Origin of the sequence: Alteromonas sp. Mac1, from assembly GCF_001562125.1 — a bacterium.
In the GTDB taxonomy this organism is placed as follows: Bacteria; Pseudomonadota; Gammaproteobacteria; order Enterobacterales; family Alteromonadaceae; genus Alteromonas; species Alteromonas stellipolaris.
This window is the reverse complement of record NZ_CP013932.1, coordinates 944,185-970,372: the sequence shown is the minus strand read 5'-3', so window position 1 is coordinate 970,372 and position 26,188 is coordinate 944,185. Positions and strand designations below refer to the sequence as shown.

The window sequence follows — 26,188 nt, the reverse complement described above, 5'->3', positions numbered from 1 at the left end:
ATTAGGAACCCCACAATGCGCGGTAAACGTGGACTAATCTCGGTTTGTATCTCTCTTATGGTTTATGCAAATCTTACCTTCGCTGACAACAGCAGCACATTGCTTAATATCCAGCAGCAGTGGGCGTCAATCAATTATGAAGCTGATAACAGCGAAAAAGAAAAAGCCTTTATAGCGCTTATTGTTGATGCTGAAGCCTTTGTTGCATCATCCAATAACAGTGCCGAAGCGCTGACATGGTTAGCCATTACTCAATCTAGTGCCGCAAAAGCAAAAGGTGGTTTAGATGCGTTAGACTTTGCCAAAGCGGCAAGAGCAAATCTAGAAAAAGCCATAGAGGCAGATGAGCAAGTATTAGAAGGTACTGCATTAACCGTATTAGCGGCGCTGTATCACAATGTACCTGGCTGGCCGGTTGCTTTTGGCAGTGACAAAAAAGCAGCGCGCTTGTTTGAAAAGGCGCTAGCGCTTTACCCAAACAGTATGGATACGCACTACTTTTACGCAGAATACTTGTTTGATGATGGCGAGTATGAAGAGGCAGCTCGGCATTTGACATTAGCCAAAAGCGCGCCTGAAAAACAAAACCGCCCTATTGCGGATAAAGGGCGCAGAGCAGAAATAGAAAGTTTAGAGGCCAAAGTAGCGAGTAAGCTATAACGGCTAAGCTTTTTAATAGAACGCTATAAAGCGTTATGACTTAGCAGTGCTGATTTTCGCTTGCTGCCATAGCGCTTCCATCTCATCAAGCGTCATGTTTGCCAACGGTGACGCATCACTCTCAGGTTCGCGGTTTTTTACAGTCAAGTCGTCAGAAGCTAATTTATAGGCTAAAGACTCTACCACTTTAAAGCGTTTGGCGAACTTGTTACTGGCATTACGCAACGCCGTATCAGCATCTACCTTACAATGTCTTGCCAGATTTACCATAGCAAACAATGCATCGCCAATTTCTTCTTCTAAGGCTTGCTGATTTAGAGTTTCAGCATCAAGTTCTTGTTGAATCTCTTCAACTTCTTCACGCACTTTATCCAAAACAGGCGCCACTTCTGGCCAATCAAAACCTACCTTTGCACAGGCTTTTTGAAGTTTTTGGGCATACATTAATGCCGGCATTCCCACCGGCACATCATCAAGAAGACTGGAAAAAGCCTGTTCATCGCCATTAGTGTTCGAAGTGGCATTCAGGTTTTGCTTTAAGACCTGTTGTTTGAGGGCTTTTTCTTGGGCCTTTATACTGTTCCACTGTGCAGTTAAATCTTCCTCATTACTTGGCTGAGAAGAAGGGTCACCAAATACGTGAGGATGACGGCGAGTCATTTTATCGCTAATGCTTTTCGCAACATCATCAAAGGTAAAATTGCCCTCTTCCTCTGCAATGCGCGAATAGAACACTACTTGAAACAGCAAATCGCCCAGTTCGTCACGAATATCTGAGGGCTCACCTTTCGCGATAGCATCAACCACTTCGTAGGCTTCTTCAATGGTATAACGGGTTAGGCTTTCCATGGTTTGCTGAACATCCCACGGGCAACCAGACTCTCGGTCTCGAAGCTTCGCCATTATTTCTTGAAGTCGTTTTACCTCTGGCAACTCAGAATTGTTTGCGTTTTGCATCCGTAATGCCTTTTAACTGACGTAAACGAGCAAGTACTTTTGATAAAGTATCTAAGTCTTGTACTTCAATTGAAATGGTAATTAGCGCCGTTTGCCTGTGTTTATCACTTAAGCTATTCACACCCAATAATGGCACATTTTCATTGGCGAGTACGGTTGTGATATCGCGCAATAAACCGGTTCTGTCGTGGCAGAAGATATCGACGGAGGTTTCAAACCCTACCTTAAGCTCTTGTGACCAGTTCACCTCAATTTGGCGTTCTGGGTGCTGCTCAAGCAAATGCTGTAATTGATCGCAACTTTCTTTATGTACGCTTACCCCACGCCCTTGCGTGATATACCCCATAATGGGCTCACCAGGCACGGGTTTACAACAATTGGCCAACTGGCTCATCAAATGACCAACCCCTTGTACAACCACTGCATCCTTTTTGCCTGCGCCCTTAGCCGTACGTTTTGTTTTTACTTTAGGGCTAATTTCAGGCTCTTCTGGCTCTGGTTCTTGTAGGAAATGAATGAAGTTAATCACTTGCATTACCCTTACATCACCTGTGCCTATTGCCGCATAAAGGTCATCAGCACTATGGCCGTTAAACTTCTCGTACACTTCACTGGCTATTTTGGTGGGCAAGTGGGCGCGATGTAGTTCACGCTCTAGCAGCTCTTTACCTGCAGTTAGGTTTTTATCCCTATCTTGCTTTTTGAAGTACGAATGAATAGTAGCGCGGGCGCGAGATGAGTGCACATAGCCCAAACCTGGGTGCATCCAATCTCGGCTAGGGTTCAGCTCTTTGCCTGTGAGCACTTCCACTTGGTCGCCGCTATGCAGCTGATAAGTAAAAGGCACAATTCGTCCATTCGCTTTTGCCCCAATACAGCGATGCCCTACGTTGCTGTGAATATAGTAGGCAAAGTCTAGGGGCGTAGCGCCTTGAGGCAAATCGATAACATCGCCTTTTGGGGTAAATACATACACGCGATCATCAAATACCTGACTGCGCAGCTCTTCCACCATATCGCCAGATTCGGCCACTTCTTCTTGCCAAGCCAATATGCGGCGAAGCCAGTTTATACGTTCATCGTAACCCGACTGTTTACCCGTACTGCCTTCTTTGTACTTCCAATGCGCAGCAACCCCTAGTTCGGCGTCTTGATGCATTTTATGTGTACGAATTTGAATTTCGACAGGCTTACCTTCGGGGCCCACGATAACCGTGTGAATAGACTGATAGCCATTTGATTTAGGGGTGGCGATATAATCGTCGAACTCGTTGGGTAAATGCTTGTAGCTGGCGTGCACGGTGCCAAGCGCGGCATAACAATCTTGCAACCGCTCGGCGATAACCCGCACGGCACGTATATCGAATAATTGTTCGAAGGTGAGGCGTTTTTTCTGCATTTTTTTCCAAATGCTGAAAATGTGTTTTGGCCTGCCGTACACATCGGCGCGAATATTTTCGCTATTCATTAATGATTGCAGATCATCAACAATTCCATCGATATACTCAGCCCTCTCTCGACGTTTACCGTCAAGTTGCTTAGCAATTTGTTTGTAAGTAATAGGGTGCAGATAGCGAAAGGCTAAATCTTCTAGTTCCCATTTTAATTGACCAATCCCTAAACGGTTAGCCAATGGGGCATAAATGCTGGCACATTCACGAGCCACCATAACCCGCGTTTCCTCATCTGCTTTTTTCGCTTGTTGAAGGGCGCAAATACGTTCTGCCATTTTAATCACAACGGCACGTACATCTTCAACCATAGCTAGCAACATACGACGAATACTATCTATATGTTGTTCATCAGATTTTTCGTTGAACGGCGAGCCATTCGCTTTTCTAGCATGTAAGGTTTTAATGGCGTCCATACGCCTTACACCCACGACTAAGTCACGGATTTCACTATCAAACTCTTGCTCAATATCCGCTTCGGTCAAACAATGTTGTTCGCAGTAGGGAAAGACTAATGCCGCCTGCAAGGTGACATCGTCCATATTGAGCTGACAGAGTATTTCAACCATTTCCTGGCCGACGAGAAGGCGCTCTGGCATAGAAGACACACTGCGTAGTTTGTCTTTGGTTTCTTCACTTAAATCGAGGCTATCTAGCCAAACCTCAAAGGGAGGTCTATCGGCTGCATGCACTTTTCTTGTTGTCACCATAACCGCTGCTCGCTATTGCTGTTGGCGTGTAAATAGCGCCATCGTTTCCATATGATGGGTAAAGGGGAACATTTCAATCACACCCGCTTTTTGCATTTGATAACCTCCATCTATCAGAATACGCGCATCCCGTGAAAATGTGTTCGGGTTGCAAGAAACATACACTATCGTATTTGGTATAGCGCGAACCAGTGCATGACAAACCGTCAAAGCCCCCTCACGAGACGGGTCGAGTAGTACTTTATCGAACCCACCTGCTAGCGCTTTATCGACTGATTTTTCGTCAGCTAAGTCAAGCTGCATCCAGTCAACGTTAATAATGCCCTGTTCGAGGGCGTTACTTTTGGCGCGCTGCACCATTTCAGCAACTCCTTCCACTGCTCTTACCGTAGCGCCACTGTTGGCTATGGGCAAGGTGAAATTACCTAAACCACTGAACCAATCGGCAATGCGTTCACCGGCTTTTGGTGCTAACCATGACAGAGCTTGCGCCACCATTTTAGTGTTTACTTCTGCGTTAACCTGAACAAAGTCATTAGGCCCAGGTTGCAAATAAAAGCCGTCTACTGTGTTACAAGTGATAGGTGCTACTTCATGCAATGAGGTAAAATCGCCATTACCGTCTTCGATTGTCATATTCACGTTTTGTTCCACAGCAAACTGGGACAGTGACGCAATAAAGTCGTTGGCTAGAGAGCGGGTATGCTTCACAGTAACTTGCACCGCATTTTCCCCCGCCAATAGGCTGATATGCCCAACAAGGCGAGCGCTTGCGTAGCCTGTAATGGCAGATTTAAGTGGCGCAATAAGCTGACTTAGCGCCTCAACCAAAACCGGGCAACCATCGATATCAACAATGTTTTTGCCCGCACTTTCTCGAAAGCCAAGTTTTATTTTATCTGGGTTTCTTGCATCAATTGCTAGGCGGGCTTTACGGCGATAGCGTGGCCTGTCGCCGCTGATGGGCGCTTGCCATGCCCCCTCGTTGAAACCGAGTTTACGCTGGAACATACTTTTAAGCGCATCGTCTCGTAGTGCCAGGGCTACTTGAGGCTCTACGTGCTGAAGCTGACAACCACCGCACTGATTTGCCACCCCGCAAAACGGTTTTTGGCGGTGTACTGAGGGTGTATTCACTTTAGTGACTTTTGCGTTAACAATCTGTTTGTTGCTTGAAAGCGCTTTTATTTGTATGGTTTCGTCAGGTAATGCACCATCAACAAAATATAAGGTTTCACCTCGAGCAACACCCTGCCCCTGCCAATCCATACCATCAATAGTTACCGCTTCATTGGCTGCATTGATGTCATCAACCGAGGGCCAAGATTGTTTGGTTTTTACAATGTGCTGCTTTTCGCCCGAGCCTGCGCCGCGCACTCGTCCTTTCACATTGCTTTTGTTTTTGCCTTTGCTCGGTTTATAAAATATGGCCACGTGGCGCTCCCGTTACATTAATTTTCAAGAATAACGGTAGCAACCGCATAGTGTATTTCATCAGATATGCTTATTACGCTAGAGGTAATAGCGCGCTGTTTACACAGCGTGGCAAATTCACCGGAAAAGTGAAGTTCTGGTGCGCCAAGGTCATTGTTACGCACTTCAATATGTTGCCAACTTATTCCATTACCAATACCAGTGCCTAAGGCTTTAACCGCAGCCTCTTTAGCGGCGAAACGCTTGGCTAAGTAGCGCACGGGGTCATTGCTAGCAACATAAAGGGTAAGTTCGTAAGGCGTGAGCACACGTTTGGCGAGGCGCTCGGTGGTAGCGTCGCTTTTATTTAAACGTGCAATTTCAATAATGTCTGTGCCTAATCCAGCTATGGCCACAAGGTATTCTCTTAGTTGTTGCTAGCGTTAATGTGCATTTTTTGAAATTCGAGTTTACACGCCGCTTCGTGCTTCTAGCATAAGCTTGCGCATATCAGCAACCGCAGTTGCTAAGCCATCAAACGCGGCTCGTGCAATAATCGCATGGCCAATATTCAACTCGATAAGTTGAGGAATAGCCGCAATCGGTTTCACGTTATGGTAATGCAACCCATGCCCAGCATTCACTTTAAGCCCTAGTTTATCGGCATATTCAATGCCTTCTACTAATCGGGCTAACTCTTCTTCAAGCTCTGCTTCACTGGTTGCTTCAGCATACTGGCCTGTATGAATTTCTATATAAGGTGCACCGCACTCAACCGCTGCATCTATTTGTTTTTTATCTGCATCGATAAACAACGAAACCAAAATATTTGCAGCCGCTAAACGCTCACAAGCATGTTTCATCACGGCTAAATTACCCGCAACATCAAGACCGCCTTCAGTGGTTAGCTCTTCACGCTTTTCCGGCACTAAACAACAAAACACCGGTTTCACTTCTTCAGCAATAGAGAGCATTTCATCAGTAACCGCCATCTCTAAGTTTAGGCGGGTATTGATAGTTTGCGCCAAAATGCGTACATCTCTGTCTTTTATATGGCGACGATCTTCTCGTAAGTGAACGGTAATACCGTCTGCACCCGCGCGTTCTGCAACATCAGCAGCATGCACCGGATCTGGGTAGTTGGTGCCGCGGGCATTTCGAAGTGTGGCAATATGATCGATGTTAACGCCAAGAAGAAGTGTACTCATTAACAGATACCTATAGTAGAACAAGCATTTGGCAATCAGCGAGTCATAGAAGTTTCGCGTATTGCCTGTCTAAAATTGAATAAGCGCCATTGTAACAAACTTTCGAACTATCACGTGGCAAAAAGCGTGATTAAATATGCGTAACACTTATTGCACTAGTGCTTTCGAATAACAAATAATTCCCTACTTTTTAGCGGTTTATCACCAATTAGCGGCTTGAGTAAATCACGGCACAATACTTTGGCCACCCGTTTGCTCATGGGCGTAAATTCACCTTGGGCTAAGGCAAGTAACGCACTGCCTGGCAAGCCCTTACGAGTGTAGCCATTTGGCACATCATCTGGCAGCGCACAAAAGCCAAACTCAGGCTGAAGCACATAGTGTTTTTCTGCTTCAATGGGCATGTCGTACTCTACATCTTCAGTGAAATCAGGCAGTAACCCCATTTCATCTAGAAGCGATAATTCAAACTTTCGCAGGGTAATTTCAATGTCATCATCGTTAAATAGCGCCGTAAGCGCCTGCTCGTAAGCCTCAAACACCGCTTCACTGGCAAGGCCAGCAGGCATTATTCTATTGGTGAGTTCATTGAGGTACATGGCACAAAATAGCGGCGTACCCGCTAAATTAATGGATGGCGCGGTGCTTTCTACGTGCCGTAAATTTTTTAAATCAGATTTACCGGCAAGTTGAAGTTTGAGCGCTTGAAAAGGTTGAAGCAGGCTTTTTTTATCAGATTTACTGTTACGTACACCTTTTGCCACAGCACTCACTTTACCTTGTTCTAAGGTAAAGAAATCGACAATATAACTGGTTTCCCGATAAGCTCGGCGGTGCAACACAAAAGCAGTCAACCAGTCGTTATTCATTCATTTTCCTGTGTTTTATTTACCAGCGCTAGCAGACTAGTGGGCTTAGCTTCGTTTAATGCGTACCACTTTCATGGTTTCAAATTCAATGCCCGCCACCTCCTCTACCTGTCGGTAGTAAGTGATATTAACCCGCGCGCCCTTTAAGCTTTGGTACTGCTTTTTTCGTCGATAGATAAACGGGACATCAATGCCTTCTAGCATTACCGTGTGCCGTATCCAGTCATCTTCTTCACGCTGAACATGAGACACCACCTTCATATTATCAGACTGATTTAACTGGCCATGCTTGCTGATTAATTTGTCAGTCTCTGATTTCATATTATTCACCTTGCACCGCGTTGTGTTCTGATGAGTGAGCGCTATGCTCTGCGTGCTTTGCCTTTATGCGCTTTCTAGCTGTTCGATAATAAGCTGTACAGACTCTTGGCCGCGAAATACATTTACATCTAATCGGTAGGCAATACGCACTTGTTTTACCATGGCATTCGGCCAAGCTTTAATATCAATGTTAAAGGCAATGGCATCTACTTCGCCCACTGAAGGTTCTCGCAATACCAGCTTTAAGTGTTTTTCACCCACCAGACGTTGTTGCACCACTTGAAACTCACCATCAAAGAGTGGCGATTCAAAGCCCTGACCAAAGGGACCTGCTTGCCTGAGCAAATGGGCAAAAGACAAAGACAACTCTTGTCCCGTTAAGCTGCCGTCAGACAGTAGTACTTGGTTGCCGTCTAGTTTATCCACATGCTGCTTAGCAATGTTGATGAAGGCCTTCTCGAATGCGGCTAAGTTAGCAACCGGTAAACTCAACCCGGCTGCCATCGCATGTCCACCAAATTTATCAATAACGCCCGGAAAGCGGGTATTCACTTCATCGAGTACATCACGAATATGCACTCCTGGGATAGAGCGAGCCGAACCTTTTATAGTCGTATCGTCTTGATGAGCAAAAGCGATAACCGGTTTCAAATACTTTTCTTTTAAGCGCCCCGCCACGATACCAATTACACCTTGGTGAAAATCCGCTTGATATACTACCAATGCGGCAGGAATATCGCCTTCAGTGAGGGACATTTTTTCTAGCACTTGTTCGGCTTGCGCCTTCATTCCAGTTTCTATTTCTCGACGTTCGCGGTTTAGTGCATCTAGCTCCGAGGCTATCATGCGAGCTTGCATAGTATCGTCTTCTAACAGGCAAGCTATGCCTTGAGACATATCGTCTAATCTGCCGGCTGCATTTAAGCGAGGGCCAATAACAAAACCTAAATCGGTAGAGGTAAGGTGAGTGCAGTCTCGATTAGCCACTTCAACTAAGGCTTTAATACCCGGTCTGCATTTACCTGCTCGAATTCGCTGTAAGCCTTGGTGTACCAAAATTCGGTTGTTTTTATCTAATACCACCACATCGGCCACGGTGCCTACAGCCACAATGTCTAGTAACGATGCCAAATTAGGCGCTGGAATATGCTTTTCAGTAAACCAGTTTCGTTGCTGTAGTTCGGTTTTAAGCGCTAACATAATGTAAAACGCCACACCTACCCCAGCTAAGTTTTTAGAGGGGAAGGTACAACCTGGTTGATTGGGATTTACAATCGCATCGGCGGGAGGAAGCGTATCACCGGGTAAGTGGTGATCAGTAACAATAACCTCTATGCCCAATGCTTTTGCATGCGTCACCCCTTCAATACATGCAATGCCATTATCTACCGTAATGATAACATCGGCGCCTTGCTGCTTAGCGATATCCACAATAGGCACGCTTAGACCATAGCCGAAGTCGAATCTATTCGGCACAAGATAGTCCACATTGTTGAAGCCCATCATGTGCAGTGAGTGGATACACACCGCAATACTAGTCGCGCCGTCGGCATCGAAGTCACCTACAATAATAAGGGTCTTATCCTGCTCAATGGTGTCAGCCAGAATGCTCGCCGCAGCAGCCATACCCTTTAGCTCATTAAAGTGGGTAAGGCCCTTAAGGCCATTTTCTAATTCGCTAACATCTTGTACGTTTCTGCCGCGATAAATCCGGTCTATAACAGGGTGCAAAGCAGAAGCAAGAGGGGCGTCACCAGTTTCACGGCGCACTACAGGCAATATCATCGACATTCATCACTACGGTTAATTAGAGGGTAATGATACCCAAGGGAATGAGGTAGGTAAAATGAGAACATAAAAAACGCACCTAGCCTAAGCATTACCTTTTGCTATGGTGCGTTTTTAAAAAATTAAGATTGACGCTATTCGGCTTGCTCAATAGCCTGTGCAATCATACCAGCAGGTTGGTAACCAGGAATAAGCGAGCCATCTGGTAATACAATGTTAGGGGTACCATTTACACCCAACTTTTGCCCTAACAAATATTGTTCTGCAACTTTATTAGCACATTTAGCGGTTGCCACATCGTTGCCCGCTTTTGCGTCAGTTAATGCTTTTTGTGGATTTGCCGCACACCATACCGACACCATGTCTCGGTAATTTTGGCTATCTAAACCAGCACGAGGAAAGGCCAAGTAGTTTACGGTAATACCCATGTCGTTTAAGTCGCCCACTTCTTTATGAAGCTTTCGGCAGTAACCACAAGTGGTATCGGTGAAAACACTGATCACATGCTTTTCGTTTTTAGCTTTAAACGTAATGGCCGATGACGCCATTTCGTTCACCCCTTCAATACGAAGGCCTGAATAGGCAACTTCCGTTTCATTACGCATGCCTTCATCAATATTAAGAATACGCGCTTGAACTAGATATTTAGCATCATCACTGACATAAAAGAAACCACGGTTGGTAGATACTTGTACCAAGCCCGGAATAGGAGAATCGGCAAGAGAGTCAACGTCTAAGCCAAGCATATTAGTCAGCTTATCTTTAATTGCCGCATCATCAGCTGCGCTTGCAACACTCGCAAAAAGGCTCGTGGTGAACACCATTGCAACTAATAGGCTAAATTTTACTACTTTCACTATATTTACTCCGACAGCAACCATGCTTTCAAAATATTAAAATGGGATATAACTAAGACCGCTTAACGTTGAGAAAAATTTCATCTATTCGTTTCACTAAAGCAATACTTAGCGAGTATTTAAAGCAATGCTAACACACCCCTCGCTGGGGAACACTGAAGTTTGCCTTACCAATTAGTGGAGTTATCCCCGAGGGTGATGACTGTGAATAAGTGTTTGTAATCGCTCGGTCGCCACATGGGTATAGATTTGGGTCGTCGACAAATCGCTGTGCCCCAACAACATCTGCACAACGCGCAAGTCGGCGCCATGATTGAGTAAATGCGTGGCAAAGGCATGACGTAAAGTATGTGGAGACAAGTGCTGGTCAATATTGGCTTTCACTGCATAATATTTTATACGATGCCAAAAGGTTTGCCGCGTCATCTTTTGACCGCGTCTGCTCAAATATACATAATCTGATTGCTTTGTCGCAAGAACTGGCCGAGCCGTTTTTATGTAGGTTAACAGCCATTCTATGGCGTCTTCACCCAATGGTACTAGTCTGTCTTTGTTACCCTTACCAGTCACCCGAACCACGCCTTGCTGCAAGCTTACCTCACTCATTTGTAAACCGATAAGTTCACTTACCCGCAATCCCGTGGCATAAAGCACTTCGAGCATGCTTTTATCTCGGCACTCTATAGGGTCTTCAACTAAGGGCGCGGCGAGTAAGTCTTCTACCTGACGCTCACTTAACGAGGCAGGTAAAGATTTAGGTAATTTAGGGTTTGATAAGGAAGATATTGGATTATCTACCCGTATTTGTTTACCAATTAAATACGTATAAAAAGCCCGTAACGCACTCATTGCACGTTGTGTGCTTCGTGCTGAAAGCCCCTTGTCGTGACGGTAGGCAAGATAATCTTGCATCATTTCGGTGGTAAGTACCGCAATGTCTTTAATGCCTTGGTTATTGCAGAATATAGCCAGTTTAGTTAAGTCGGTGCGATAACTTTGTTGAGTATGATCAGACAATCCCTTCTCAAGCCACAGCATTTCTATAAAGCCATCGATATGTGCCTGACTAGCAGCAGGCACATAAGTAAGCTCACGCTTCATTAAAAGCCACGCTTTTGTTTTATCAACTCGTAAGCAGACTGAATATCTTGGGTCTTTTTCTTCGCCATTTCCATGGCTTGTTCAGGCAAGCCTTTTGATACAAGCTTATCGGGATGATGCTCTGCCATACGTTTTCGGTAGGCTCGTTTAATGGTTTTCTCATCATCAGACGCAGTAACACCCAAAATACGGTAAGCATCATCAAGAGATTGTTTTTCGGTATACGCGCTTTGCTGCGAAGAACGCTGCTGGCCATGGCCGCCTTGGCTACTTTGTCCTCCTCGCTGCCTAAAGCGTATTTCAGCTTCAAACATAGAAATAAGATAATCGAGATCTCGGCGTCTAAAACCCAGTGGCTTCGCTACTTTTTCTAATACCACATACTCTTCTTGGGTTAACTTTCCATCGGCAAATGCTGCTTGAATCAATATCTCCAAGAAAACCTGTAATATATCTCGGCGACCGTGGCTGGCTTCGTACAACCCTTTCAACGTATCAGTAATAGGGAAGTCTCTGGCTTTACCTTCACGAAACGCTTCTTGTGCTTCTTTACGTGCATCACCGGTTAACTTCATGTCATCCATGAGTGCAGTGGCAATTTGAATTTCACGACTGGTTACTTTGCCATCAGATTTCGCTAAATGACCCAGGGCTGAGAACAAGCTATGAAAAAATACGGCTTGTTGCTTCATACTATTTTGATCGGTAAAGAAACGGCCGAACCCACCAAGTTGATTAAAGTCTTGGCTATAAGCCTTATCAAAAAAATGCCCTACAATTAGCCCTAATATAGCACCGGGGATTTTTAAAAACATAAACCCAAAAAGTACACCAAGGACTTTTCCCCACACCGCCATATCAGCATTCTCCTGTAATCATTAGCGCATTGTTGATGATGATTCTGCACCCAGCCAACGTCTAAAATCGTTGTTTAAGCACCATGATCTGCAAGCCTTATAAGGCTATAAAAATAGAGTAATCATTAGAAGTAGGTATAGCTTGACGCTTTTCAAGCTAAAAACTTGTCTATTCACTTCATTAATTGAGTAGTTTTTTATGCAATAAGTCAGTAAATATGCGGTAAATCACTATTTAGATAAAGAGAAATACGATTTTTTTAATCCAATGGTTGGTAAATACAACAGAAGTGCTTAGAATTGACGGCTAATTACATTGCGTTAACTGCCAACGCTACTTAGGTTGGCGTATTATTAACTCTATGCAGAACTATATGTGCGCCTTAAGGTCACACCATTATAGTGTCAGCACCGAATAACAAAACAGGCCATTCACCACCGCATGAAAAAGACCTGCGCCATGCTTGTTTCCGCGACCTTGTCTACTCACGTCGCGTTTGCACAGGAAGCTAATCCAGAATCAGTCTCACCGCTAGCCTTTTGCTCGGTGGAGCCCATTGTCTTTAAAAGCTCAGCACTTATGCCGAAGGGGCATGTGAAGGTTGAAGCCAACCGAACTGAAATCATCGAAAATAAAGTAGCACTGTTTTCAGGTAATGTGGATATTACGTCTGATAGCGCCATTATTAGCGCATCTCAAGCACAAGTGAATGGCAACGGTGAAGACGTACTGGCAAAAGGCGATGTGCATTTTCGCGACGCACAGTTAAGCGTAGAAAGTGATGCGGTGTCACTTCGTTCGAAAGAAGAACGCTTAGAAATGCAAAACACCCGTTATCAATTAACTGGGTTTGTTGGTCAAGGCGCTGCTGAAGACATATTGGTTGATACCAATGAAGGTATTGTTTTAAAGGAAGTGAGTTTTACTACCTGCCCTGAAGGTCATGAAGATTGGATGATTCGGGCCAGTGAGATTAGCATTGAAAAAGGCACTGCGTGGGGTAAAGCGAAACATACCCGCTTTTATGTTGCTGATGTTCCTGTTTTCTATCTCCCCTATTTCGCATTTCCAGTAAGTAATGAACGTCAAACCGGCTTATTGTTTCCTGAAATAACGAGCTCTAGCAATACCGGCATCGATTACACCCAGCCGTTCTATTGGAATATTGCCCCTAACTTTGACATGACTATATCGCCTCGGGTGATGACCCAGCGTGGTGTTCAACTAAATACCGAATTTCGTTACCTCACCGAGAAAAGTGAAGGTACCGCGTACGTGGAGTACTTGCCAAGCGACAGTGATATTGAAGGGTCTCCCGATCGCTACTTCTACCGTTTACAGCACCAAGGGCAGCTAAATGAAAACTGGGTGTTGGGCATCGATTTCAATGGATTGAGTGATGATAACTATATTGTCGATTTAGGCTCTGATTATTATAACAGCGCAGACACGCACCTTTACCGTACCGTGAGCTTGGGCTATTACACTCGAGATCTCTCGGTAAACATGCAAGTTAAAGACTTCGAGATACTCGGTGATACTGCTGACAGTTATCGCGCGCTTCCAGAAGTTAAAATTGATTATCGCACGTCTTTTGGCCGCTATTTCGAATTCAGTGTGAATTCTGAACTAGCGTATTTCGATAACACTTCTGAAACCGCGCCAACAGCAACTCGCTTTCATGTAGCCCCTACTTTTGCTATGCCTATTCGGGCTGCATGGGGTGAATTTGTTGCCGAAACCACCGTATTGCAAACGGTTTATAAACAAGAAAATATTCAAGATACAGACTTAGAAGAAAATGTAGAGCGTACCTTGGGGCAAGCTCGCTTATTCGGTGCCCTGTATTTTGAAAAAGACTCTTCATGGTTTGGTAATAATACCGCCATGACGCTAGAGCCTAAAATTCAGTATCTGTATACCTCGTATGAAGACCAAACTGCAATTGGACTTTACGATTCAACGCCCCTGCTAACCGATGTTGAAGGGCTTTTCAGAGGGCAAGAATTTACCGGATTGGATAGAATATCAGACAACAACCAAGTTACCCTTGGTGTAACCAGTCGAATATTGGATAAAAACAATAGGGAACAATTTGTACTTAGCTTGGGTCAGATATTCTACCTTGAAGATAACAAAGTCATTGCTGCGACTAAAAATCAAGACCGTTCGGCGCTTGCAGCTGAGATGGACTGGCAATTTAACAAAAACTGGTACGCCCATTCTGATATTCAAGTGACCACCGACACTGACAAAGTTGACTTAAGCAGTGTTGGCTTAGAATATCGAAAAGATGCAAAGCGATTCATTCAGTTAAGTCATCGATACGTTCGTGATTTAAGTGGTGAAACCATTGACCAAGTGGGAATATCTGCGAGTTGGCCTATTGCGGAAAACTGGCAATGGGTGGGACGAACTTACCGTGATATTGAGCGCGACCGCAGTATCGAGACTTATGCAGGTATTCAGTATGAATCCTGTTGTTGGGCAATACGATTAGTGGCAGAAAGAAGTTTAAGCAACCGCTACGATTCATCGGGGGAGCAATCTACCGACGATTTCGATACTGGTGTGTCATTACAATTTATATTCAAAGGTATCGGTACGTCTGGTACACAAAGAAGCATGTTACAAGATGGCATGTTTGGCTATCGTCAGCCATATAGTTTAAATTAATCCGTTGTAGCGTAGGGAGTAGCCCTACGTTAAGCATTAACCAATAATAAAAGAGTGAGTATGAAGTTCATAATCCGGGCCTTGTTAGTCAGTGCAGTGTTGTCGTTTAGCAGCTACGCGCAAGAAGTAATGCTTGACCGCGTAGCGGTTATTGTCGATCAGGGTGTTGTACTTCAAAGTGAAGTAGATGCACTCATGAATGACGTCAAACGTAATGCAGAGGCAAATGGGCAAGACCTTCCTTCCGACCGTGCACTGCGTACTCAAGCCATCGAGCGTTTGATCACTAAGAGCCTTCAGTTGCAGATGGCACAAAGAATGGGTATTCAAATAAGTGACCCACAGCTTGAGCAAACCATTGCAAATATTGCTGCAAACCAAAATACCACGATAGATGAACTACGCAGGCAATTGCGTTTAGAAGGCATCGCTTATGAAGACTACCGTGAAGATATTCGCGAAGAAATCGTGATGGGTGAAGTACGTCGCGCGAATGTTCGTCGCCGTGTTTACATTACCGATCAAGAAAGACAGACCCTTATTGAACTTATGGAACAACAAGGTGCAGAACAAGAAGAATACCGTCTAGGCCATATTCTTGTTGGTTTCCCATCAGATCCTTCTGACGAGCAAATTAATGCTGCAAGAGAACGTGCAGACAAAGTACTTTCACTATTAAACTCTGGGTCAGATTTTGCTAAAATAGCAATTGCATCATCATCAGGTAATGAAGCCTTAGAAGGTGGTGACATGGGTTGGTTGAACATTAACGCTATGCCTACCCTGTTTGCTGAAGCGATTCAGGGTAAAGCAAAAGACGAGCTAGTCGGCCCTATTAGAAGTGGTGCTGGTTTTCATATCTTGAAAGTTTTAGATACTCGAGGCATTGAAAAAGTAACCATTGAAGAGGTTAACTCACGTCATATCCTCGTTAAGCCTTCAATTATACTCAGTGAAGATAAAGCAAAAGCGATGCTTGTTAAGTTCAGGACTCAGCTTGAAGCGGGTGAAGCTGAATTTGAAGATCTCGCTAAAGAACATTCAGAAGATCCAGGTTCAGCCCTTAAAGGTGGTGAGCTTGGTTGGTCAGATCCAAACAACTACGTACCAGCTTTTAAAGACGCCCTTGCGCAATTATCGGCTGGTGAATACAGCGACCCAGTACGTTCAGTACACGGTTGGCACTTAATCCAATTAATCGATAGACGTGTAGACGACGCAACAGAGCGCCGCAAAGAAGACAAAGCGTATCAGCTTATTTTCAACAGAAAGTTCGCAGAAGAAACGGAAAACTGGTTACGTGAAATGCGCGACGCTGCCTACATTGAAGTTATCGAGTAATATATAGAGCATAAATGACACCGATAAAAATTGCAGTAACACCAGGTGAGCCTGCCGGTATTGGGCCAGACTTAATCATTAAGCTGGCTCAAGAATCTTGGCAAGCTCAATTAGTGGTATTCGCCGATGGCGAGATACTAGAGACCAGAGCGAAAGCGCTTGGTTTACCGCTTACTTTACTTCCTTATGATGCATCAAACCCGCAGGTTCAGCCTGCGGGTTCGCTGTTTATTAAGCAAATTGATAAAGCCGCCGATGTGGTAGCCGGAACGTTAGATAGCGAGAACGGGTTATACGTAGTAGAAACCCTTCGACAAGCGTGCCAAGCAAACATGGAAGGTGACTTTCATGCGGTAGTCACAGGACCTGTGCATAAAGGTATTATCAATAAAGCGGGCGTATCTTTTAGTGGCCACACTGAATTTTTCGCTTATCAATCCAATACCATTGATGTTGTTATGTTGTTGGCAACTGAGGGCTTAAATGTCGCGCTAGCGACTACCCATATTCCTTTAGAATATGTGTCTCGTGCCATCACGAAAGAACGTCTTCACAAAGTGCTCCATATTATCAATACCGACTTCAAACTGAAGTTTGGCGTTCGTAATCCACATATCTACGTGTGTGGGCTTAACCCCCATGCAGGTGAAGATGGACATATTGGTACAGAAGAAATTCAAACCATTATTCCGGCACTAAATGAGTTACGTGAAGAAGGGCTAAATATTACCGGGCCACTTCCTGCGGACACTATATTTCAGCCTAAATATCTGGAAGATGCAGACGTTGTTCTTGCGATGTACCACGACCAAGGCCTTCCCGTGCTAAAATATAAAGGGTTTGGCGCTTCGGTTAACATCACCCTTGGTCTTCCATTTATAAGAACATCCGTCGATCACGGTACTGCACTAGATTTAGCAGGCCATGGTAATGCCGATCCTGGCAGTTTCAGAAAAGCATTGGAAAAAGCCATTGAGCTTGCACATCATCAACAATGAGTAAAACACATTTAGGCCACACGGCCAGAAAACGCTTCGGACAAAATTTCCTACACGACGACTATGTGATTGGTCAGATTGTGTCGGCGATTAATCCGCAACACGAGCAAAACTTGGTTGAAATAGGCCCAGGATTAGGCGCACTAACCGATCCGGTTTGTGATGAAGTTGAAGCACTTACGGTTATAGAGCTTGACCGCGATTTGGCCAAACGCTTACGAGAGCATCCGTTTAACGGCGATAAGCTAACGGTTATTGAGCAAGACGCAATGACAATGGATTTCACTGAGCTGGCTAAAACCATGCCGGTGAAAGATAAAGGCTTGCGCGTTTTTGGTAACTTACCGTACAACATCTCAACGCCCTTAATGTTTCATTTGTTCTCTCACGCCGCCTGCGTAGATGACATGCATTTCATGCTACAAAAAGAAGTGGTGAACCGCTTAGCTGCTGGTCATGGCTCTAAAAGTTATGGTCGATTATCGGTAATGGCGCAATACTATTGTAAAGTCATGCCGGTACTCAATGTGCCGCCAGGTGCCTTTAAGCCGCCCCCGAAGGTTGATTCTGCGGTAGTACGTCTTATTCCACACAAAACACCGCCAGTGGATGTGGTTTCAGTAGCTACCCTTGAGCGAGTATGCGCGCAGGCGTTTAATCAACGTCGTAAGACAATACGAAACTCGTTGAAAGAAAGTCTTACTGAAGCACAAATCAGCGAACTGGGTATAAACCCAACCGTAAGGGCTGAAGTGCTATCCTTGCAGGATTTCGCCACCATAGCGAATGCAGTATCAGCGTTAGAAGAAGCACAAGAAAATTAAAGTTAGCTTATGAATGAGTCTGAAATTAAGGTGCGGGTGAAAACCCGTCACCTGCCCGAACATCTACCTTCTGATTCGCCACAATTCGCGTTCGCTTATCACGTGACCATTGTGAATGACAGCCAGGAAACGGTACAACTGATTAATCGTTACTGGCAAATTACCGATGCTAACGGTAAAACCTCAGAGGTGAGTGGCTCAGGAGTTGTCGGTAAACAGCCCATATTAAAACCGGGCGAAGATTTTGACTATACCAGTGGTGCAGTACTTGATACCCCGGTAGGAAATATGCAAGGCTATTACGAAATGGAGCGTGAAAACGGTGAACGTTTTCGTGTTCCCATTGAAGTATTCCGTTTAGCGGTTCCCAACATTCTTCACTAAGTTTGAGACTTATGACCTATCGCAACACCTTTGTAGTGGGTGATATTCAAGGCTGTTATGGCGGGCTACAGAAACTGCTAAAAAAAGCCAATTTCTCTGCGGATAAAGACAAACTCATCGCCGTTGGCGACTTAGTTGCCAGAGGCGAAGACTCGTTAGGCACCTTACGGTTTCTAAAAAGCTTAGGTAGCAGTTTCGAGACAGTGCTAGGAAACCATGATCTTCACTTGTTGGCTGTTGCGAACAAAATTCGTAAACCTAAGAAAGCTGACAACCTTCAGCCCTTGCTTGATGCTCCCGATTTAAAAGCATTGCTGGATTGGCTTCGCCAGTTTCCCCTCGCTAAAAAAATCAATGCCAACCATACTATTGTACATGCTGGTCTCTACCCTCATTGGAGTACAGACACGCTCGTCAGCCTAAGCGATGAAATCAGTCAACAATTACAATCAAAGCACTATACTGACTTTTTGAAAAACATGTACGGCAACACGCCACTCAAGTGGTCTGATAAACTTGAAGGCGTATCGCGAACTCGCTTTATTGTAAACGCATGTACCAGAATGCGCTTTCTAAACGCAGATACTAGTTTAGAGTTTGAGACAAAAACCCACCCTTCTCAGGCTTCGAAGTCTGTTGTGCCTTGGTTCAAAGTAGACAATACCCATCTTAAGGCGCAAGAACAGATACTTTTCGGTCATTGGGCTGCACTTAATAGTGAGACGCAAGATAATCGTTTTGTCGCACTAGACACTGGCTATGTTTGGGGTCAAGAAATGACTATGCTGGATGTCAACACAGGTAAGCTCATCAGAGTACATGCGTAAATTACTTAATTGATACAGCAAACTACTAAATCACAAATTCTTGTGCTTTACTTGTTAACTTAATAGCTTACCTGCCGATACTCTGGTTATATACGTTAGTCTATAATCCCATTACAGTTCATGTTATACATTTTAATACCTTATTCTAGGTCATTGAGGTGTATTTTGGACGTAGTGCGGGGTAGTATCGTCACGCAAAAGAATAAAAAATAGTCTAGGAGTTTCAATGAAGATTACAGTAGCCACTCGCGTAATCGGCGGTTTTGTAGCAATTACTTGTCTACTGATTGTCATTAGCGTTGTTTCGTTGTTTAACCTCAATTCCATCGGTTCAGCAACCGAAGAGGTAAATGACGTAGCGCTTCCTACAGTAGCGGGGAGTAACGCCTTAAAAGCGAACTTTCTAAACATGGGTAGATTGACATTCGAAGCCTATATTGAAGAAGATTTATCGGGCCTTCAGGAAAAGCGCACTGCATTCAATCAAAGCCGAGATATGTTCGAGACTGAATATAAGAAGCTTGCCACTGCAGTTGCCAATGAACCTGAACTGCAAAGTAAGTTGAACAGTGTTCGAGCTTCCTATGATAACTACATTAAAAATGTTGAAGCGGTTTACCTGAACCACCAAAAGTTCATGGATATTCGAAATACCATTGACGACCGTTTAGGTGATGCTGAAGACAATGCTGACGATGCATCTACTTACCTACTAGACTTTTCAGACCTTGACGCAGTGCAAAGTGACCCAAATCTTAGACGCGCAGCAGATATTGGTAGCCAACTAGAAACCTCATTACTTTCTTTACTTACCGTTTCTTATGAATACGTAAAAACCGAAACTATCGTACGCTCTCAAACTCTAGGTAACGAAGTTGACTTAGTGGTAGATAAGGTTGCTACTTTACTTAGTGATATGGGCCAAGCCGCTGGGCAGCGCGACCAATCTGGTACTCTTAGCGATATTAATGAATTGGTAAACGATGCCCTAAATGCGATTACCGCCAGTGATGGCGTCATGGCGTTGCATGTAGAAAGACTAGAGCGCAGAAATGACTCTGAAACCGCGCTTACTGCTTCAGATAAAAACATTGCGAATGGTATTGTGGAACTTGAGCAGCTTCTCTCTCTTGCCGACGCAAAAGCAAAAGACGTTGAAAACCAAGTAAATGGTGCTATCACCACAGGTAACATTATTATCAGTGCGGTGGTTATTCTCTCTATCGCGATAGCCATCATTATTGGTTACATAACAGTACGTGCCATTACTCGCCCGCTGTACCGCGTGAACGAGTTGCTTACCGTAGCATCGTCTGGAGACTTAACCCATCGCCTTGACGATTCTGCTGAAGATGAATTTGGCCTATTAGCTAAAAACTGTAATAACTTGATTGGCAACCTTAAAGAGCTGATTTCAGGAATTAACACCCGTGCCGAGCAACTTGCCGCGGCATCAGAACAAACCTCAGCCGTTACTGCGCAAACCACCCATTCGATTCAAGATCAGAAGTCGCAAATTGGCCAGGTGGCAACAGCTACTACAGAAATGCACTCTACCTCGCAATTGGTAGTGCAAAACGCTGAAGATACGCTGAGCCAAATTCGCCATGCAGATGCAGAGGCTGAAAATGTACGTCAACTCTCGCTTGAGAATAAACGTATTATCGAAATTCTAGCTAAAGACGTACAAGACGCTGCAGATGTTATTAACAAACTTCATCAAGACAGCGCCAGCATCGGTGGCATTCTTGATGTTATCCGCGGCGTGGCCGACCAAACTAACCTACTTGCCTTGAATGCGGCCATTGAGGCTGCCCGTGCGGGTGAGCAAGGTAGAGGCTTTGCGGTAGTTGCTGATGAGGTCCGTACTCTTGCCAGCCGTACGCAACAGTCTACGCAAGAAATCAACGCTATGATTGAGGTACTTCAAGCGGGTGCTGAACGCGCGGTATCGGTAATGAATCAAGGTAAAGAGCAAACCGTTGCCTGTGTAGAGCAAACGGAAAAAGCGACTCAAGCCCTTGATATTATCTCTGAAGCTGTACACAAAGCTCACGACGTAAGTTCTCAAATTGAGCAATCGGCACGTGAACAAAATACTGTGTCACAAGAAATTAGCGAGAAGCTTGAAACTATCGTTAATATTGCTGAAGAAACCACATCAGGTGCTCAGCAAACTTCTGACTCTAGCCACGAAGTGGCAAGACTTGCTGAAGAACTACAGCAATCTATCCGTCAGTTTAAGGTATAACACCACACTGAGTATTTGGTTTGGTTTAATTTGGTTAAATTGGATTGACTTAAATAGTCTGCTTTAAATGAAAAAGGGAAGGTTAACACCTTCCCTTTTTTGTCTGTGAAAAACACATATCACGCTATTCGAAGAGCGCTTTATGTAAGTCCTTCACTATTTTATCGCTGTCAGTTTCATTCACTAGGAATGACAGATTGTGCGGATTCGCACCGAAACAAATCATGCGCAAGTTAAAGTCAGACACCGCAGCAAAAATCTTGCTAGACACACCAATTGCCGTTTGCATGTGGTTACCGACCACAGTGACTAAATCGTAACCGTTCTCTACTTTCACATCACAAATAGTCTCAAGCTCTGCAATGGTTTCTTTGTTTAAACGCTGTGCCACAGAATTGGCAGGGTTATCTAAGGTAAACGACACTGAGATTTCTGATGTAGTCACCAAATCCACACTTAGCTTATGCTTCGCGATAATGGCAAAAACCTGCTGTAGGAAGCCCTGTGCGTACATCATCTTAGGTGTTTTCACTGTCACCATAACTTGGTCTTTACGGCGAGTGATGGCACGATATGGAGGCTCTTCCACGCAGTCTCGAACAATCCAAGTACCGCCTTTTTCTGGCTCTTTACTTGAGCCTACAAAAACTTTGATATTTTTACGAAGAGCTGGCTCCATGGTGGCGGGATGAAGCACCTTAGCACCAAAGGTCGCCATTTCAGCCGCTTCTTCAAAGCTAAGTTCTGGTAACGGACGAGCAGCTGCAGTAATACGAGGATCGGTGGTATAAACCCCAATGACATCGGTCCATATTTCACAGGCATCCGCGTCTAAAGCTTCAGCAATAAGCGCAGCTGTAAAATCAGAACCACCGCGACCTAATGTCGTAGTGCGACCTTCATCATCAGCTCCTACAAACCCTTGCGTTACCACAATGGCATTTTCAATTTCAGAGGCCAGCAACTGCTTCGCCAAGGCTTCAATAGTGTCAACCTGTGGCACAGCTTCACCAAACTCACTGTCGGTGCGCAAAACTTTGCGTACATCAAAGTTCATGGTAGCCACTTCTTGTTCAGCCAGCACTGCACTGAACATCAATGATGACATGCGCTCCCCCATAGAAAGCAACTGGTCTTTCAAATCGTTTCTATGCAGAATCTCTTCGTGAAATGCTAGCGATTTCACTTCATCTAGCAAATCGTTTAGTTTGCTTTCAACCGAGCTTTTATCAGCAAGCTTGTTGAGAATGGCAAGTTCAATATCAACAATAGACTGGCAAGTAGATTCTATTTGCTCTTGGGTGAGTGGGCTGTGCGCCAAATTCACAAGGTGGTTTGTCACCCCTGCTGATGCACTGACTACCACAATACGAGTCGCACTGTTTGAGGCAACAATTCGCGCACAGTTTTGCATCACTTCATAGTTCGCAACACTGGTTCCGCCGAACTTGGCGATGGTTAAAGCATTTGCCACGATTTTACTCCGAATTTCTTTTACCGAGCATGTTACTCGATACTGACCGGCGAATAGATCATTCGCACCGGTTTAACGATTAATTTCTATCTGGTCACCCACACTTATATTGTGTGAAGCGAACCACCCTTGGTTCATTTCTAGCGCGTAGAGTACCTCTTTAGTTGCCTGCACAGACGTTAGGTCGTGAGGCTCTAGAGGTTTTATATCTGTAATTACGCCATTTCTGTCGATATAGGCGACATCTAAAGCAACATTCGTATTCTTCATCCACATACTGGCGTATCTTGACGATGCAAACTTAAAGAACATTCCACAATCATCACACAGTGATTCTCTGAACATTAACCCTTGGGCACGTTGTTCAAAAGAATGCGCGTATTCCATTTGGTAAAGTTTGCCGTCAATCGTTAAGGTGATTTGATCAAACTCTACGCTAGGTTCCATTTGTGCGCTGGCATTCAAAGTGCCATATCCTAGAAGCACAAAAAGCGCGATTGCGATAAAAGTAGTTTTAGCCATTAGACATTCCTTTAACCCATAAAAAAAGCCGGACACTTACGGTGCCCGGCTTTGTAGTTTATACACTAAATCAGGCAACATTCAACGTTGGAATGATATTGGCCTTCGCCTCTTCTTCTGCCTTCTTGAAACTTGGCATTTTATCAAAGTTTAAGTAGCGGAATACTTCAGACGACATGGAGTTAATTTTACTCGCATATTCCATGTATTCTTCTGCCGTAGGAATACGACCAACGATAGCACCTACCGCCGCTAATTCAGCCGATGTTAGGTACACATTCGCCCCATCACCTAAACGGTTAGGGAAGTTACGAGTTGAAGTAGACAGTACTGTAGTGCCTGCATCTACACGTGCTTGGTTACCCATACACAGTGAACACCCAGGCATCTCTGTGCGCACGCCCACTCGACCATAGATGTTGTAGTAGCCTTCTTCCATTAACTGAGCCTTATCCATTTTTGTCGGTGGCGACATCCACAAACGGGTAGGTAAGGTTTTATTAAACTGCTCAAGGAGTTTACCTGCAGCACGGAAATGGCCAATATTTGTCATACACGAACCAATGAAGACTTCGTCTACGTTTTCACCGGCTACGTCTGATAAAGTTTTCGCGTCGTCAGGGTCGTTCGGGCAACACACAATAGGCTCTTTAATATCGTTAAGGTCTATCTCGATAATTTCTTTGTACTCAGCATCCGCATCGGCGCGCATAAGTTCAGGGTTAGCCAACCACTCTTCCATTTTCTGGGCACGGCGCTCAAGGGTACGTGGGTCACCGTAGCCTTCGTTAATCATCCAACGAAGCATAGTGATGTTTGAGTTTAAGTATTCAGCAATAGACTCTTCAGACAGATTAATACTACAACCTGCCGCAGAACGCTCAGCTGATGCGTCAGATAATTCAAATGCTTGCTCTACCGTTAGGTGCTCAAGTCCTTCAATTTCTAGTACGCGACCAGAGAACGCATTAATTTTGCCTTTTTTCTCTACGGTGAGTAAGCCTTGCTTAATACCGTATAAGGGAATGGCGTGCACTAAATCACGTAGGGTAATACCTGGCTGCATTTCGCCTTTAAACCGCACCAGAATAGATTCCGGCATATCAAGGGGCATCACACCGGTTGCGGCAGCAAAAGCGACTAATCCAGACCCTGCTGGGAATGAAATACCCAGGGGAAAACGGGTGTGTGAATCACCACCTGTACCGACTGTATCAGGCAATAGCATGCGGTTTAACCAGCTGTGAATAATGCCATCGCCAGGGCGAAGTGAAACACCGCCTCTGTTCATCATAAAGTCAGGCAGAGTATGTTGGGTTTCAATATCAACAGGTTTAGGATATGCCGCGGTATGACAGAACGACTGCATGGTTAAGTCGGCAGTGAAACCAAGACAGGCTAAATCTTTTAGCTCGTCTCGCGTCATAGGGCCTGTGGTATCTTGCGAGCCTACGGTGGTCATCTTAGGTTCGCAATAAGTGCCAGGGCGAATACCTTCAACACCGCACGCTTTACCTACCATCTTCTGGGCAAGGGTATAGCCCTTTCCGGTATCGGCAGGTTGCTCTGGGGTACGAAACAAATCTGTTGCGCCTAAACCTAATGTTTCTCGTGCTTTTTCAGTGAGCGCGCGGCCAATAATCAGGTTGATACGACCACCTGCGCGCACTTCATCTAAAATCACTTTAGATTTATAGTCATATTCAGCTAATACTTCGCCGGTTTCGTGATTGGTGATTTTGCCTTCAAACGGGTAGATGTCGATAACATCGCCCATATTCATTTTTTCTACATCGGCTTCAAACACCAAGGCCCCTGCATCTTCCATGGTATTAAAGAAGATTGGCGCCACTTTGCTACCAATACATACACCACCGCCGCGCTTGTTGGGGACGCCAGGTAAGTCTTCCCCGAAAAACCATAATACTGAGTTAGTTGCGGATTTACGTGACGACCCCGTACCTACCACATCACCTACAAAGGCAACGGGATAACCTTGATTTTTCACATCTTCAATTTGTTGCATTGGGCCTTTCACACCATGCTCTTCTGGCTCTAGGCCATCACGGGTCATTTTATAAGCGGCTAAGGCGTGAAGGGGAATATCAGGCCGCGACCATGCATCGGGTGCCGGTGATAAGTCATCGGTATTGGTTTCGCCGGTCACTTTAAAAACGGAGTATGTAATTTTATCGTCCATTAATTTACGTGAAGTAAACCACTCGCCTTCGGCCCACGATCTAATAATGTCTGTGGCAAACTTGTTTCCGGCTTTGTGTTTTTCTTCCACATCATGGAAGGCGTCAAACATAAGCAGCGTGTGCTTAAGCTCTTTTGCGGCTAGTGGCGCTAGGTTTTCATCGTCGAGAAGCTCAACCAATGTCACGATGTTGTATCCACCATGCATGTTGCCTAATAGTTCAACGGCCTTTTCTTTTGAGATTAACGAGCAGCTGTCTTCGCCTTTTACGATAGCACTTAAAAATCCTGCTTTTACGTAAGCAGCTTCATCAACCCCGGGAGGGACGCGCTCTGAAAGCAATTCTAAAAGGGTGTCTTCTTCGCCTTCTGGTGGATTTTTAATTAATTCAACTAAGCCTGCTACCTGCTCAGCATTCAGTGGCTTTGGAGGGATCCCTTCAACAGCACGTTCTTCTACATGTTTGCGATAGTCTTGTAACACGATGTCTTCCTCTTG

General features: G+C 44.8%; 22 protein-coding genes. 8 read left to right on the top strand and 14 right to left on the bottom strand.

Going from position 1 to position 26,188, the window contains the following annotated elements; all coding sequences use genetic code 11:
- Nucleotides 1-15: 15 nt before the first annotated feature.
- Entirely contained in the window at nt 16-660 is a 645-nt protein-coding gene (locus tag AV939_RS04040) for a tetratricopeptide repeat protein (RefSeq protein ID WP_057793782.1), read from the top strand.
- Nucleotides 661-693: 33 nt separating this feature from the next.
- Here AV939_RS04040 and mazG read toward each other — a convergent pair whose 3' ends face one another.
- The 11 genes from mazG to djlA form a co-directional block, all read right to left on the bottom strand.
- Nucleotides 694-1,617, bottom strand: a complete 924-nt coding sequence (gene mazG, locus AV939_RS04035; RefSeq protein WP_057793784.1) for a nucleoside triphosphate pyrophosphohydrolase — start codon at nt 1,615-1,617, stop codon at nt 694-696.
- On the bottom strand, nt 1,595-3,778 hold the full coding sequence (gene relA, locus AV939_RS04030) for a GTP diphosphokinase (protein WP_057793787.1): 2,184 nt from the start codon (nt 3,776-3,778) through the stop codon (nt 1,595-1,597). The genes mazG and relA overlap by 23 nt, the downstream gene beginning before the upstream one ends.
- A gap of 12 nt (nt 3,779-3,790) precedes the next feature.
- Nucleotides 3,791-5,212, bottom strand: coding sequence for a 23S rRNA (uracil(1939)-C(5))-methyltransferase RlmD (gene rlmD / locus AV939_RS04025; RefSeq protein WP_057793789.1), 1,422 nt, complete (start codon nt 5,210-5,212; stop codon nt 3,791-3,793).
- A 17-nt stretch (nt 5,213-5,229) separates the two neighbouring features.
- Nucleotides 5,230-5,607 (bottom strand): holo-ACP synthase, encoded by a 378-nt coding sequence (gene acpS, locus AV939_RS04020; protein ID WP_057793791.1) that lies wholly within the window; start codon nt 5,605-5,607, stop codon nt 5,230-5,232.
- A 54-nt stretch (nt 5,608-5,661) separates the two neighbouring features.
- Nucleotides 5,662-6,399 carry a pyridoxine 5'-phosphate synthase gene (pdxJ, locus tag AV939_RS04015; protein ID WP_057793793.1) on the bottom strand — a complete coding sequence of 246 codons (738 nt, stop codon included), beginning with the start codon at nt 6,397-6,399 and terminating at the stop codon, nt 5,662-5,664.
- A 155-nt stretch (nt 6,400-6,554) separates the two neighbouring features.
- A complete protein-coding gene (gene recO / locus AV939_RS04010; RefSeq protein WP_057793795.1) occupies nt 6,555-7,268 on the bottom strand; it encodes a DNA repair protein RecO in 714 nt (237 codons plus the stop codon).
- A 45-nt stretch (nt 7,269-7,313) separates the two neighbouring features.
- A complete protein-coding gene (locus AV939_RS04005) occupies nt 7,314-7,589 on the bottom strand; it encodes a hypothetical protein (RefSeq protein WP_057793797.1) in 276 nt (91 codons plus the stop codon).
- Nucleotides 7,590-7,652: 63 nt separating this feature from the next.
- Nucleotides 7,653-9,374: a single-stranded-DNA-specific exonuclease RecJ gene (recJ, locus tag AV939_RS04000; protein WP_057793799.1), complete on the bottom strand. Its 1,722-nt coding sequence runs from the start codon at nt 9,372-9,374 to the stop codon at nt 7,653-7,655.
- A gap of 137 nt (nt 9,375-9,511) precedes the next feature.
- On the bottom strand, nt 9,512-10,234 hold the full coding sequence (gene dsbC, locus AV939_RS03995) for a bifunctional protein-disulfide isomerase/oxidoreductase DsbC (protein WP_138118119.1): 723 nt from the start codon (nt 10,232-10,234) through the stop codon (nt 9,512-9,514).
- A 183-nt stretch (nt 10,235-10,417) separates the two neighbouring features.
- Nucleotides 10,418-11,335 carry a site-specific tyrosine recombinase XerD gene (gene xerD / locus AV939_RS03990; RefSeq protein WP_057793803.1) on the bottom strand — a complete coding sequence of 306 codons (918 nt, stop codon included), beginning with the start codon at nt 11,333-11,335 and terminating at the stop codon, nt 10,418-10,420.
- Nucleotides 11,335-12,192, bottom strand: coding sequence for a co-chaperone DjlA (gene djlA / locus AV939_RS03985; protein ID WP_082604969.1), 858 nt, complete (start codon nt 12,190-12,192; stop codon nt 11,335-11,337). The genes xerD and djlA overlap by 1 nt, the downstream gene beginning before the upstream one ends.
- 442 nt (nt 12,193-12,634) lie before the next feature.
- Here djlA and AV939_RS03980 point away from each other — a divergent pair, with 442 nt between their 5' ends.
- The 7 genes from AV939_RS03980 (at nt 12,635) to AV939_RS03950 (ending at nt 21,494) form a co-directional block, all read left to right on the top strand.
- Nucleotides 12,635-14,869: an LPS-assembly protein LptD gene (locus AV939_RS03980; RefSeq protein ID WP_057793805.1), complete on the top strand. Its 2,235-nt coding sequence runs from the start codon at nt 12,635-12,637 to the stop codon at nt 14,867-14,869.
- 54 nt (nt 14,870-14,923) lie between these two features.
- Nucleotides 14,924-16,210, top strand: a complete 1,287-nt coding sequence (gene surA / locus AV939_RS03975; RefSeq protein WP_257721356.1) for a peptidylprolyl isomerase SurA — start codon at nt 14,924-14,926, stop codon at nt 16,208-16,210.
- A 14-nt stretch (nt 16,211-16,224) separates the two neighbouring features.
- The gene (gene pdxA, locus AV939_RS03970) at nt 16,225-17,208 is read left to right on the top strand and encodes a 4-hydroxythreonine-4-phosphate dehydrogenase PdxA (protein WP_013785394.1); all 984 of its coding nucleotides are present in this window, start codon (nt 16,225-16,227) and stop codon (nt 17,206-17,208) included.
- The gene (gene rsmA / locus AV939_RS03965; protein ID WP_057793809.1) at nt 17,205-18,032 is read left to right on the top strand and encodes a 16S rRNA (adenine(1518)-N(6)/adenine(1519)-N(6))-dimethyltransferase RsmA; all 828 of its coding nucleotides are present in this window, start codon (nt 17,205-17,207) and stop codon (nt 18,030-18,032) included. Before pdxA ends, rsmA begins: the two co-directional genes overlap by 4 nt.
- A 9-nt stretch (nt 18,033-18,041) precedes the next feature.
- Nucleotides 18,042-18,416, top strand: coding sequence for a Co2+/Mg2+ efflux protein ApaG (apaG, locus tag AV939_RS03960; RefSeq protein WP_013785396.1), 375 nt, complete (start codon nt 18,042-18,044; stop codon nt 18,414-18,416).
- 11 nt (nt 18,417-18,427) lie between these two features.
- Nucleotides 18,428-19,243 carry a symmetrical bis(5'-nucleosyl)-tetraphosphatase gene (locus AV939_RS03955; protein WP_057793811.1) on the top strand — a complete coding sequence of 272 codons (816 nt, stop codon included), beginning with the start codon at nt 18,428-18,430 and terminating at the stop codon, nt 19,241-19,243.
- Nucleotides 19,244-19,469: 226 nt separating this feature from the next.
- Nucleotides 19,470-21,494, top strand: a complete 2,025-nt coding sequence (locus tag AV939_RS03950; protein ID WP_057793813.1) for a HAMP domain-containing methyl-accepting chemotaxis protein — start codon at nt 19,470-19,472, stop codon at nt 21,492-21,494.
- Nucleotides 21,495-21,618: 124 nt separating this feature from the next.
- Here AV939_RS03950 and lysC read toward each other — a convergent pair whose 3' ends face one another.
- From lysC to acnB, 3 genes are all read right to left on the bottom strand, one after another.
- Complete coding sequence (lysC, locus tag AV939_RS03945) at nt 21,619-22,968, bottom strand: lysine-sensitive aspartokinase 3 (protein WP_057793815.1); 1,350 nt, start codon at nt 22,966-22,968, stop codon at nt 21,619-21,621.
- A 72-nt stretch (nt 22,969-23,040) separates the two neighbouring features.
- Entirely contained in the window at nt 23,041-23,490 is a 450-nt protein-coding gene (locus AV939_RS03940) for a DUF192 domain-containing protein (protein ID WP_057793817.1), read from the bottom strand.
- 70 nt (nt 23,491-23,560) lie between these two features.
- Nucleotides 23,561-26,173, bottom strand: coding sequence for a bifunctional aconitate hydratase 2/2-methylisocitrate dehydratase (gene acnB / locus AV939_RS03935; protein WP_057793819.1), 2,613 nt, complete (start codon nt 26,171-26,173; stop codon nt 23,561-23,563).
- Nucleotides 26,174-26,188 lie beyond the last annotated feature (15 nt).